This is a genomic window from Streptomyces sp. CNB091 (genome assembly GCF_000377965.1).
The window spans coordinates 1-12,313 of the sequence record NZ_KB899002.1 but is presented as its reverse complement, the minus strand read 5'-3'; the positions used below and the strand labels follow the sequence as shown (position 1 = coordinate 12,313).

The following is a 12,313-nucleotide window of genomic DNA, read 5'->3' as shown; positions in this document are numbered from 1 at the left end:
AACGCCGCACGGGAAACGTCCGCACCGCACGGGCGTACGCGCCCCGCCCCCTCCGACACCTCAGGAGACAGACGACGATGGCCGACCGGGTCACGGTGATCGGCTGGGACGGCTCGCCACTGACCAGAGCGGCCACGGCCGCGCTCTCGGCCGCCACGCTCGTCGCCGGCGCCGCCCACCACCTCGCCCTGCCGGAAGTGCCCCCGCAGGCCGAACGCATCCGCCTCGGCAGCGTCGACCTCGCCGCCCGCAGGATCGCGGGACACCGCGGCAGCGCCGTGGTCCTCGCCGACGGCGACCCCGGCTTCTTCGGCGTCGTCCGCACCCTGCGCGCCCGCGAACACGGCCTGGAGGTCGAGGTCGTCCCCGCCGTCTCCTCCGTGGCCACCGCCTTCGCCCGGGCCGGCATGCCCTGGGACGACGCCCAGGTCGTCGTCGCCCACCCCCGCACCCTGCGCCGCGCGGTCAACGTCTGCCGGGCCCACCACAAGGTCGCCGTCCTCACCTCACCGGGCGCCGGACCCGCCGAACTGGCCCTGCTCCTCGACGGCGTCCACCGCACCTTCGTGATCTGCGAGGAACTCGGCGCCGCCCGCGAGCGCGTCACCGTCCTCACCTCCGACAAGGCGGCCGACCACGCCTGGCGCGACCCCAACGTCGTCATCGTCATCGGCGGCGGCCCCGAGACCACCGCCGCCGGCGCCTGGATCGCCGGCCGCCAGCCCGCCTACCCCCAGGGGATACGGGGCTGGGCCCTGCCCGCGGAGGCCTACCGGGCCGCCGGGGCCGAGCGGATGCAGGAGTCCGGCGAGGGCGAGTTCCCCGGCCTGCGCGCCGCCCAGCTCGCCCGCCTCGGCCCCCGCACCGGCGACCTGGTCTGGGACATCGGCTCCGGCAGCGGCGCCCTCGCCGTCGAGGCGGCCCGCTTCGGCGCGGCGGTCCTGGCCGTGGACGACGACCCGGCCGCCTGTGCCCGCACCGAGGCCGCGGCCCGCGCCTTCGGCGTCCCCGTCCAGGTCGTCCGCGGCCGCGCCCCGCACGTCCTGGAGCGGCTGCCCGAACCGGACGTCGTACGGATCGGCGGCGGCGGAGTCCCCGTGGCCACGGCGGTCGCCGACCGCCGCCCCGAACGCATCGTGACCCACGCCTCGACCCGCGACGAGGCCGAGGCCCTGGGCGGGGCGCTCACCGGCAACGGCTACACGGTCGAATGCGCGCTGCTCCAGTCCGTCGACCTGGACACCACCGCCTGGACCGAGCGCGAGAGGTCGGTCGTGTTCCTGCTGTCCGGACGCCGTTCGGACCTCGCCCCCTGACCCGCTCGGCCCGGTGCGGAAGGTAGGCTGGCGGATTGTTGTACCGCACCCGGCCGTTCGTCGCTTCGTTCGTCAATGTCCGGAAAAGTGGACCGTTTTGGTCCGCACTGTGGTACGGCACAACCCGGGGGACGCGCAACGTGGCGCAGTCCACAGTGAGCCGTGGCGGAACAGCCTGCCGCGGCGGCGAACGGCCGCGAGAATAGGAAGCCCCGCGGGCGTTTCGTGCCGCGCGGCGAGCCCGCTCGTTCTTGATGACGAGCACCGGCGTGCCGTGGTTCGGCGTCCCGGGCGAAGGGCCGAAGGAGCACTGACGATGGGCGAGGGGTACGCATGACTGACACCGGCCAGATCCCGGGCGAGGGACTGCCGGAGAACGCAGGCATGGTGGAGCAGCCGGGCATCCCCGCCCCGGACGCGTACACCTTCCTCGACCCCTCCGAGCACACTCCCGAGGACGACGACCTTCTGCTGATGCCGACCTCCCAGGGCGCCTGGAGCGACCCGCAGGCAGCCCCGGCCCCCGCGCAGGGCCAGTCCGCCGCGCAGACCGCGGTGGCGCAGCCCGCCGCTCTCCAACAGGGTGCGCCCCAGGCCCAGGCCCAGCAGCTCCCCGCGCAGCAGGGCCAGTTCGCTCCCGCCGCCCCCGCCGAGACGCACAGCACCCATGAGTCCGGTGGCCGCGACTCCGGCTCCGTGGACCTCGACGGCGTACGTAACCCGGCACCCGCACCGGTCGGCGCGGCCACCGCGACCGCCCCCGCCCGCCGCCCGTTGCACCGGGGCCCCGCCTCCGCCGAGGCCCCGACGTACGGGGGTACGCAGGGCGGCGTCGTGCGCTCGCTGGCCGACCGTGGCCCCGCCGGAGCCACCCGGACCGCCGCCCCCGCACGCCACGCGGGCCCGCCGACGGCCGGCCCCGCGCACGTCGAGGTCCCGGCCGAGGACCCCTCGGCCCTGCCCGGCCCGCAGTTGGGCGAGATCCCGCCGCAGGCCGGCGCCCCGTGGGGGGCTCAGCCGCCGCAGCCGGAGCCGGAGCAGGTCATCGTGGAGCCGGCGCAGGCCGACACGGCTCGGCAGCCGGAGCAGGTTCAGGCTGTCGAGGCCGAGCAGCCGGCGGCCGAGCCCGTCGTGGTCGAGCAGGCCCTGGCGGTCGAACAGGCCGAGGCCGTGGTCGAGGCCGAGGAGCCGGTTCAGGAGGTTCCGCCGGTCGAGACTGCTGAGGCGGTCGAGACGGTACAGCCGACCGAGTCGGCTGAGCCGGTACTGCCGGCCGAGCCGGTGGCCGTGCCCGCCCCGGCGGCGGTTTCGGCGGCCCCGATCGAGCAGCCGGTGCGGCCGGAGCAGCCCGCCGCCGCCGCGCAGCCCGAAGAGGCCCCGCAGGCAGCCCCGGCAGAAACGGTCGTCCCCGAGCCGGCCGCCGTGGAGACGCCCCCCGCCGGCCCCGTCGTCGTCCCGGAGCCCGAGGCGGCCCGGCCGGAGGCTCCGGCAGAGGCACCCGCTCAGGCTCCGGCCGACGAGGTGGCCCCATCCGGGCCGTCGGAGCCGATGGCGGCGCAGCACGATGCCGCCACGGCCCCGGAGCCCGAGGCCCAGGCCGTCCCGGTGGAGGCCGCGGCCCCCGAGGCCCAGGCCCCGGCACAGGAAACGCCTCTCGTCGCGCCGGTGGTACAGCCCGAGGCAGTGGTGCCCGAGCAGGAGCGGCCCGTCGAACCGGCTCCTGAGCCGGCCCCGGCGGCAGCGGTGACCGAGAGCGCGGAAGCCCTCGCTGCTCCGGAAGCCGCTGTGGCCCCGGAAGCGGTTGTGGCCCCGGAAGTGGTTGCGCCGGAGCCGGCTCCCGAGCCGCTCGCTCCCGAGCCCGTGCAGCCCGTCGCTGTGGAGCCGGTGGAGTCGGTGGAACCTGTGGGATCGGTGGAGTCGGCCGAGCCCGCGACGGAGGAAGCGGAGGGAGTTGAGGGAACGGAGGCGCAGGAGCCGACGGCCCAGCAACTCCCCGTAACGGAGCAGGAAACCACCCCCGCCCCCGCCCCCGCCCCCGAGCCCGCCGGCGCAACGGCGGCAGCAGCGGACGACGTGGCCGCGCCCGAGGCCGAGGACGGCACCGGCCCCGAGGTCATCGAGACACCGGAGCTCCCGGAGCCGCCCGCGCCCGACCACCAGGCGCCCGCCGCCGACCACCAGGCACAGGCTGAAGCACCGCAGCGCATCGAAGCACCGCAGCACACCGAGGCACCGCCGCAGTCGGAGTCGGCAGAGCAACCGCAGGCGGCACAGCAGTCGGAGGCGGCACAGCAGATCGAAGGGCCCACCGAAGCCGCAGAACCCGCCGGACAGGCCGAGCCGTTCACCCCGCCCGCCCCCGGTTACGACGACGCCGAACGGGAAGCGGTCCTGCGGGTCATGCGCGAGCGCCGGGACATCCGCAACGGCTTCCGCAGCGACCCGATTCCGCACGAGGTCCTGCTCCGGGTGCTGGAGGCGGCGCATACCGCGCCGAGCGTCGGCCACTCGCAGCCGTGGGACTTCGTCGTCATCCGCTCCGCGGAGACCCGCCGCTCCATGCACGAACTGGCCCAGAGCCAGCGCGACGCCTACGCCAAGTCGCTGCCCAGGGGCCGGGCGAAGCAGTTCAAGGAACTGAAGATCGAGGCGATCCTCGACACCCCGGTCAACATCGTCGTGACCGCCGACCCCACCCGCGGCGGCCGTCACACCCTCGGCCGGCACACTCAGCCCCAGATGGCCCCGTACTCCTCGGCCCTCGCCGTCGAGAACCTGTGGCTCGCCGCGCGCGCCGAAGGCCTCGGCGTCGGCTGGGTCAGCTTCTTCGACGAGCGGGAGATGGTCCGCGCGCTCGGCCTCCCCGAGCACCTGGAGGTCGTGGCCTACCTGTGCGTCGGTTACGTCGACGAGTTCCCTGAGGAGCCCGAGCTGATGCAGGCGGGCTGGTCCAAGCGCCGCCCGCTGTCCTGGGTCGTCCACGAGGAGACGTACGGCCGTCGCGCGCTGCCCGGCGCCGAGCCGCACGACCTGCTCCAGGAGACGATCTCCGCGATCCGCCCGCTCGACGCGAAGGCGCTCGGCGAGGCGTGGGAACGCCAGAAGCGGATGACGAAGCCCGCCGGCGCGCTCGGCATGCTGGAGATCATCTCCGCACAGCTGTCCGGGCTCTCCCGGATGTGCCCGCCGCCGATCCCGGAGCCCGCGGCCGTCGCGATCTTCGCCGGCGACCACGGGGTACACGCCCAGGGCGTCACCGCCTGGCCGCAGGAGGTCACCGCCCAGATGGTGGCGAACTTCCTGGGCGGCGGAGCGGTGTGCAACGCCTTCGCGGCCCAGGTCGGCGCCGAGGTCTGCGTCGTGGACGTGGGCGTGGCGACGGACCTGCCGGCGACCCCGGGTCTGCTGCCCCGCAAGGTACGCGCGGGAACAGCGGACTTCACGACGGGCCCCGCACTCTCCCGCGAAGAGGTCCTCGCGGCGATCGAGGTGGGCATCGAGACCGCCCGGGACCTGGTGGCGGCAGGCAACAAGGCCCTGCTCACCGGCGAGATGGGCATCGCCAACACCACCGCGTCGGCGGCCCTGATCTGCGTGTACACAGGGACCGACGCCTCCGAGGTGACGGGCCGGGGGACCGGCATCAACGACGAGATGCACGCCCGTAAGGTCGACGTCGTCCGTCGCGCCCTGGACCTGCACCAGCCGGACCCGGCCGACCCGATCGGTGTACTCGCGGCGGTCGGAGGCCTGGAGCACGCGGCGATGGCCGGCTTCCTCCTGGGCGGAGCCTCCCTGCGCACGCCGGTGATCCTGGACGGCGTGAGCGCGGGCGCGGCGGCCCTGGTGGCCCGTGCCATCGCCCCCGAAGCGCTGGCGGCCTGCATCGCCGGCCACCGCAGCGCGGAGCCCGGCCACGTGGCCGCGCTCAACAAGCTGGGCCTGCGCCCGCTGGTCGACCTCGACCTGCGACTGGGCGAGGGAACCGGCGCGCTGCTGGCGCTCCCGATCGTGCAGAGCGCGGCGCGCGCGATGCACGAAGTGGCGACGTTCGACTCGGCGGGCGTGACGGAGAAGTAGCCGCCCGACCAGCCCCTCCGGCGTTTGAGGAGCGGGGTCCGGGGCGGAGCCCCGAATCCAGCCGGTCCGGCGCTTGAGGACGAAGGGGGACCGGGGCGGAGCTCCGGTCCCGGGAAGGGGCGGGGGAGGGGACAGGCCCGCCGCGGGCGCCCCCCACCCCGTATCGTGTTCCCGACCCAGACCTCAGCTTTCCGCACGTCACAGCCGCTCCACCGCCGCAGCGGCCCTACGCAGCACCCGCACGAGGAGCCCGTACCGCCATGGCCGAGCACGCAGCCCACGCCGAGCACGCAGGTCACGCCGACCGCGCAGGTCACGCCGACCACCCCGCGTACCCCGTAGGACTGCGTCTGCACGGCCGCCGCGTCGTCGTCGTCGGCGGCGGTCAGGTCGCGCAGCGCAGGCTGCCGCAGCTCATCGCCACCGGGGCCGTCATCACTCTGGTCTCCCCCTCCGCGACACCCTCCGTCGAGGCCATGGCGGACGCCGGGGAGATCCGCTGGGAGCGCCGCCGCTACCAGGACGGCGACCTCGCCGACACCTGGTACGCCCTGATCGCCTCCTCCGACACCACGGCCAACGACGCCGCCTCCGCCGAGGCCGAGCGCACCCGTACCTGGTGCGTCCGGGCCGACGACGCCGAGGCCGCCACCGCCTGGACCCCGGCCACCGGCCGCAGCGAGAACGTGACCGTCGCCGTCCTCACCACCACCTCCCAGGGCCGTGACCCCCGGCACTCCGCCGCCATCCGCGACGCCATCGTCGAGGGCCTGCGCGACGGCACCCTCGCCGCCCCGCACCACCGCACCCGCACCCCCGGCGTCGCGCTCGTCGGCGGCGGCCCCGGCGACCCGGACCTGATCACGGTGCGCGGCCGCCGCCTCCTCGCCGAGGCCGACGTGGTCATCGCCGACCGCCTCGGCCCCCGCGACCTGCTCGACGAACTCCCGCCGCACGTCGAGGTGATCGACGCCGCGAAGATCCCGTACGGGCGGTTCATGGCCCAGGAGGCGATCAACCAGGCGCTCATCGAGCACGCCAAGGCGGGCAAGTCCGTGGTCCGGCTCAAGGGCGGCGACCCGTTCGTCTTCGGCCGCGGCATGGAAGAGGCCCAGGCGCTGGCCGCCGAGGGCATCCCCTGCACGGTCGTGCCCGGGATCTCCAGCACCATCTCCGTCCCCGGTGCGGCCGGCATCCCGGTCACCCACCGGGGCGTCGCCCATGAGTTCACCGTGGTCAGCGGTCATGTCGCCCCCGAGGACCCGCGCTCGCTGGTCGACTGGGAGGCCATCGCCCGGCTGCGCGGCACCCTCGTCCTGCTGATGGCCGTCGACAAGATCGGCGCCATCGCCGCCGCCCTCATCGCCCACGGCAAGGACCCGGCCACGCCGGTCGCCCTCGTCCAGGAGGGCACCACCGCCACTCAGCGCCGGGTCGACGCGACCCTCGCGGACGTCGGCGAGCGCGCGGTCGCCGAGGACGTGCGCCCGCCCGCCGTGATCGTCATCGGCGAGGTCGTCGCGGTCGGCCCGCACTCCGCACCGGGGACCGGCCGGAACCGGCCGGGCGACCGGGCGTGAAGTAACCCGCGGTTACCCATCTTCATCCCAGGCGTTGGCACCACACACCGGACAAGGCAGTATCACCCTGTGGCAGAACTCATCACCGTCGACGACCCCGACGACCCGCGGCTGAGCGACTACATCGGCCTGACCGACGTCGAGCTGCGACGACGACGCGAACCCGCCGAAGGCCTCTTCATCGCCGAGGGCGAGAAGGTGATCCGGCGCGCCCGGCAGACCGGGTACGAGATGCGGTCGATGCTGCTCTCGGCCAAGTGGGTCGACGTCATGCGCGACGTCATCGACGAGGTCCCGGCCCCGGTGTACGCCGTCGCCCCCGACCTGGCCGAACGCGTCACCGGCTACCACGTCCACCGCGGCGCGCTCGCCTCCATGCAGCGCAAGCCGCTGCCCGCGTCCGACGAACTGCTCGCCACCGCGCGCCGGGTGGTGGTCATGGAATCGGTGAACGACCACACCAACATCGGCGCCATCTTCCGCAGCGCGGCGGCCCTGGGCATGGACGCGGTCCTGCTCTCCCCGGACTGCGCCGACCCGCTCTACCGGCGCTCCGTCAAGGTCTCCATGGGCGCGGTCTTCTCCGTCCCCTACGCCCGGCTCGAAGCCTGGCCCAAGGCGCTGGAAGGGGTACGGGAGGCCGGCTTCCGGCTCCTCGCCCTCACCCCGGACGCCAAGGCGACCAGCATCGACGAGGCGGCCCCGCACCGACTGGACCGGGTGGCGCTGATGCTCGGCGCGGAGGGCGACGGGCTGTCCACGCGGGCTCTGATGGCCGCCGACGCATGGGTCCGCATCCCGATGGCACACGGCGTCGACTCACTGAACGTGGGCGCGGCGGCGGCCGTCGCCTTCTACGCGGTGGCCACGGGACGCCCCGAGAGCTGAGCACGGCCGCCCCGCCTGTCCCGGAGCCAAAACCCTGCCCCGGCCTGTCCCGGCGTCAGGACGCCCGCGGCTCCTGCGCGGCCTGTGCCTGTGCCGGCGTCTGCGGCACCCGATACTGCTGCTCGGCCCCGGTCCCGGTCCCGCCGCCCAGCCCACGCGCCGGCCCCTGGCAGCCCTGCGCCGCCGCGATGCCCAGCGCCACCAGCAGCGTCACCACGACGAACACCACCAGCCGCTGGCGCAGCAGCCGCGGGTTGGCCGGACGCCGCCCCGCCGAGGTCGTGCGCCCCCCGGAGCGGGTCCCCGGCCGGCCGTTCGTCCCGGCCGGGGACCCCTGCCGCTTCCCGGAGCGCGTCGTGTCACGCGAAGCCTGCTGAGGGCGCGAGCCACCGGTGCGCGGCGACCCCGGACGCGCGGGTGCGCCCCGCCTGCCCGGCTGGGGGCGCGAGGCGGAGGGCCCCTCCGAGCGGCGGGTGTGCTGATCGGCGTACGGGTCGGCCATCCGGCCGGTCGGCCGGTCGGCTTCCTGGGCCGAGCGCTGGGCGGGCGGCCGGCTCTCGTGCAGCCCCTGCGCCTCGCGCGCCGCGATCTCCTTGAGCCGCATGGACAGTTGCAGCGTGCTGGGCCGCTCCTCCGGGTCCTTCGCCAGACAGGCGCTGATCAGCGGGGCCAACGCGTCGTGCACCCCGTGGAGCTGCGCCTCCTCGTGCACGACGCGGTACAGCATCACCTCGGAACTGCCGTGCCCGAAGGGGGAGTCGGCCATCGCCGCGTACGCCAGTGTCGCGCCGAGCGAGAAGACGTCCGTCGCGGGCGTCACGGCCGCGCCCCGGACCTGCTCGGGCGCGAGGAAGCCGGGTGACCCCACCGCCGTACCGACATGGGTGAGCGTGCTCGCCCCGGTCGCCCAGGCGATGCCGAAGTCGATGATGCGGGGGCCCTTGGGGGAGAGGAGGATGTTCGACGGCTTCAGATCGCGGTGGACCACCCCCGCCTCGTGCACCGCCACCAGACCCTCGGAGAGCGCGGCCCCGATCGAGGCGACCTCGGCGGCGGCCAGCGGGCCCTCCTCGGCGACCTTGTCGTGGAGCGAGGGGCCGGGCACGTACTGCGTGGCGAACCACGGGCGGTCCGCCTCCAGATCGGCGGCGACCAGCCGGGCCGTGCAGCCGCCGCGGATCCGCCGGGCGGCCGACACCTCGCGCGCGAACCGCGAACGGAACTCCTGATCCTCCGCCAGGTCGGGCCGGATCACCTTGAGCGCCACCCGCTGACCGCGACGGTCGGAGCCGAGGTAGACGACGCCCATGCCGCCCGCGCCGAGCCGTCGGTGCAGCCGGAACGAGCCGACGAGACGCGGGTCCTCGCGCCGGAGCCGCATCATCGCCATCGTCTGCCCATCCCCGCTGCCTGGTCCGCCTGACGAGGCACAGCTTACGTACCCCGCGCCCGGCGCGCTCAGAGGCCGCGCCCTCGCGGGGGATTCGATTGTCCGTGCCGGGCGGGAGAGGTGAAGAGGGGGCAGGGCGCGGTGGATCCGGGCCCCTCGACCGATCGGTCCGCTCAAAGGGCCGCCGGGCAGGGGAGATTGGACCACCGCGGGAACGCGCGGGCACGGCCGTCCCGGAGGCCGTGACCGCCGCCCGGGCCCGCGGCGTGGTGGTGTCCCGCAGGGGGCCCGGCCCCGGGGCGGCAGCCCGCCGGGGCGGTGGGCGTGAGTGAAGTCACCCGGCGCGCACGCCCCCGGGGCAGGCCGACAGGCACCGGAAGCGTGCCGGACGGGTCCGGGCATCCCCTCCGGGATGACCCCAACCTCCGGTGGTCCGTCTCCACCCAGGGGAGTACGCCGATCGACGACGGCTCATCCTCCGGGAGGCCCGGGATTAGGTACGCGGGCATGACGCCCCGTGCTCGCCGGTTACCTAATGTTGAGGTCAAGCGGCGGGCGCAGCACTCGTCCCCCGAGGTCACACGCCCGCCGCTCCCCATCAGGTCAGGAGAGGAACCATGTCGGACACGGCAACGCGGACCATGGTCCGTACGCAGGGACGCAGGGCGTACGCCGCGTTCGGCACCCGTTCGTCCGGCACCCGTCACCCCTTGGTGGCGACGGCGATGGTCCTTCCCCTGGCGGCCCTGCTCGCGGTCGTCTTCGGCGGCTGGGAAGCGGTGGTCACACAGGCGTCGTCCGTGGCGGTGATGCTGGGGCGCTGAGCGGCGCCCGGGGTCCGGAAGAGCGGTCCGGACCCGCACATCCGGCCAACAGCCCCGTGGGGACGGGGGTGCGGCGGACGGCAGCGTTTGTCCGGTCAGCTGGGGAGCTGACCGGGCATCGCGCTGTCCGGGCCCGGGTCCGGGCCCGTGAGTTCCCCCGCCGGGCCGACGCACACGGCACCGACCGCCCCGGGACGTGTCCTGACGTGCCGGCCCCGGAGGGGCAGGCACCAGGGACTCCGGCCCGGGCAGAGGCTTCCCGACCGGGTCGGAGCCCCGGGCGGGCTCTCGCGTTACGCTCACGGCGGGACCGGTGCCACGGCCGGGCCGACCGCCGCCGGGGGAGCCGTTGACCACCACCCAGACCTCAGTCGTCCATGACCTGGGCACCCTGGCGCACCGCCTCTCCCACCCCGCCGGGGCGCGTTGCGTGTGCGAGCCGCCGCAGGTCCTCGCGGACCGGCCCGACGGCACGGTCGTCCGCAGCGGCGCGATCGTCGCGAAGGCCCACGCGGCCGACACCGACCGCGAGGCGCTCGCGGCCCGGATCGCCCTGGCCGCCGCCCCGCGACTCACCGGGATCCTGCTCCCGCCGCTCACCGCCCCGGGGTACGCGGAGCCCTTCGGGCACTCCACTCCCGCCCCGCGGCCGGTCACCCTCTGGCCGCTCGGCGCGCCCGTGGACCCCACCGACCCCGACGCCGCCCCCTGGGCCGAGGCAGCGGTGCTGCTCGCCCGCCTCCACCGGACGGAGCCCCCGTTCCGGCTCCCGCCGATGCGTGGACCGGCCAAGGCCGCGCGGGCCGTCGCCAGGATGTCCGCCGCGATTCCCGGCGACCCGGCCGTCCTGCCCGTGCTGGCCGGCTGGCGGGCCCTGCCGGCCTGGGCCCGGGGCGAGGCCCCGGCACCCGCCCGGAGGGCCGGCTTCCTGTGCCACGGGGACCTGCACCTCGGCCAACTCGTCCGCCACCCCGCTCCGGACGGGCCCTGGCTGCTCATCGACGTGGACGACGCGGGAACGGGCGACCCGGCCTGGGACCTCGGCCGGCCCGCCGCCTGGTACGCCGCCGGACTCCTGCCCCCCGAGGACTGGTCCGCCTTCCTGGACGCCTACCGGTCCGCCGGGGGGCCCGCGGTGCCCGCCGCCGGGGACCCCTGGCCCGAACTGGACGTCCCGGCCCGCGCGCTGACGGTGCAGACGGCGGCGCTCGCCCTGGCCAAGTGCGCCGCGGAGCAACGGGATCCGGACGAGCTCGAACAGCTGATGATCGAATCCTGTGCCCGAATCGCTACGTTGCCGCCCGAGTTGGCCGCCGACCACGCGTCGTAGGGTGAACGGACCGTCGCCGGGCAGACATTCCGGCGACGGCACAACGAGGGCGAGGAGCCGAGCCGATGATGCAGTGTCCGAAGTGTCGCGCGCAGATGAACACGTACAACCGCAACGGCGTCCAGATCGAGCAGTGCAGCGGTTGCCGGGGGATATTCCTCGACTACGGCGAGCTGGAGTCGCTCACCCGCCTGGAGTCCCAGTGGTCCCAGCAGGCCCCGCCCGCACCCCCCGCCCCGCAGGCCTACCCGGCCGCGCCTGCCGCCCACGCCCCCGCCCCCGCCTGGGGCGCGCCGCAGCACGGCGGTCACGGCGGGCATGGCGGGCACTACGGCCACCACCGTCAGAAGGGCTTCGGCCGGATGCTGTTCTCGTCCTGATCGTTCTGATCGTCCCTCCGTCCCTCCGTGCCTCGGCGGCCTGCGCGCCACCGGGGCACGGAGGGGGCGGACCGCACGACGAAAGAACCCCGGTCGTGGAGACGACCGGGGTTCTCGGTGGTGCGCGATACTGGGATTGAACCAGTGACCTCTTCCGTGTCAGGGAAGCGCTCTCCCGCTGAGCTAATCGCGCAGGGGCGAACCTGCGTGTTACTTGTTACTGCGTGCGCGATACTGGGATTGAACCAGTGACCTCTTCCGTGTCAGGGAAGCGCTCTCCCGCTGAGCTAATCGCGCGGGGATCCTTGCGGATCAGTGGACGATACTGGGATTGAACCAGTGACCTCTTCCGTGTCAGGGAAGCGCTCTCCCGCTGAGCTAATCGTCCTTGGAGGTGGAGACGGGATTTGAACCCGTGTAGACGGCTTTGCAGGCCGTTGCCTCGCCTCTCGGCCACTCCACCAGGGATGGGGGCTCGGAAAGAATCCCCCACCTTCTGCGAGCGGACGACCAGGTTCGAACTGG

General features: G+C 74.8%; 8 protein-coding genes and 4 tRNA genes. 7 read left to right on the top strand and 5 right to left on the bottom strand.

Annotated features, from left to right (window positions below):
• Nucleotides 1-77: 77 nt before the first annotated feature.
• From cbiE to D581_RS0122340, 4 genes are all read left to right on the top strand, one after another.
• A complete protein-coding gene (gene cbiE / locus D581_RS0122355; RefSeq protein ID WP_018959426.1) occupies nt 78-1,316 on the top strand; it encodes a precorrin-6y C5,15-methyltransferase (decarboxylating) subunit CbiE in 1,239 nt (412 codons plus the stop codon).
• Between the two features lie 333 nt (nt 1,317-1,649).
• A complete protein-coding gene (gene cobT / locus D581_RS0122350; protein WP_018959425.1) occupies nt 1,650-5,396 on the top strand; it encodes a nicotinate-nucleotide--dimethylbenzimidazole phosphoribosyltransferase in 3,747 nt (1,248 codons plus the stop codon).
• 260 nt (nt 5,397-5,656) lie between these two features.
• Nucleotides 5,657-6,976, top strand: coding sequence for a uroporphyrinogen-III C-methyltransferase (gene cobA / locus D581_RS0122345; RefSeq protein WP_018959424.1), 1,320 nt, complete (start codon nt 5,657-5,659; stop codon nt 6,974-6,976).
• Between the two features lie 69 nt (nt 6,977-7,045).
• Nucleotides 7,046-7,864: a TrmH family RNA methyltransferase gene (locus D581_RS0122340; RefSeq protein ID WP_018959423.1), complete on the top strand. Its 819-nt coding sequence runs from the start codon at nt 7,046-7,048 to the stop codon at nt 7,862-7,864.
• Nucleotides 7,865-7,919: 55 nt separating this feature from the next.
• Here the strand turns inward: D581_RS0122340 and D581_RS0122335 are convergent, their stop codons facing one another.
• Entirely contained in the window at nt 7,920-9,254 is a 1,335-nt protein-coding gene (locus D581_RS0122335; protein WP_018959422.1) for a serine/threonine protein kinase, read from the bottom strand.
• Between the two features lie 617 nt (nt 9,255-9,871).
• Between D581_RS0122335 and D581_RS0122330 the strand changes: the two genes are divergently transcribed.
• The 3 genes from D581_RS0122330 to D581_RS0122320 all read left to right on the top strand — a co-directional run bounded on the left by D581_RS0122330 (nt 9,872) and on the right by D581_RS0122320 (nt 11,788).
• Entirely contained in the window at nt 9,872-10,078 is a 207-nt protein-coding gene (locus D581_RS0122330; protein WP_018959421.1) for a hypothetical protein, read from the top strand.
• A 349-nt stretch (nt 10,079-10,427) separates the two neighbouring features.
• A complete protein-coding gene (locus tag D581_RS0122325; protein ID WP_018959420.1) occupies nt 10,428-11,408 on the top strand; it encodes an aminoglycoside phosphotransferase family protein in 981 nt (326 codons plus the stop codon).
• 65 nt (nt 11,409-11,473) lie between these two features.
• Nucleotides 11,474-11,788, top strand: a complete 315-nt coding sequence (locus tag D581_RS0122320) for a TFIIB-type zinc ribbon-containing protein (protein ID WP_018959419.1) — start codon at nt 11,474-11,476, stop codon at nt 11,786-11,788.
• Between the two features lie 118 nt (nt 11,789-11,906).
• On the opposite strand, the gene D581_RS0122315 is transcribed toward D581_RS0122320, so the two are convergent.
• The 4 genes from D581_RS0122315 to D581_RS0122300 form a co-directional block, all read right to left on the bottom strand.
• Nucleotides 11,907-11,981: transfer RNA gene (locus D581_RS0122315), tRNA-Val, on the bottom strand.
• Between the two features lie 32 nt (nt 11,982-12,013).
• A tRNA-Val gene (locus tag D581_RS0122310) sits at nt 12,014-12,085 on the bottom strand.
• A gap of 19 nt (nt 12,086-12,104) precedes the next feature.
• Nucleotides 12,105-12,176 (bottom strand) — tRNA-Val (locus D581_RS0122305).
• Nucleotide 12,177: 1 nt separating this feature from the next.
• Nucleotides 12,178-12,251 (bottom strand) — tRNA-Cys (locus D581_RS0122300).
• Between the last annotated feature and the right edge of the window lie 62 nt (nt 12,252-12,313).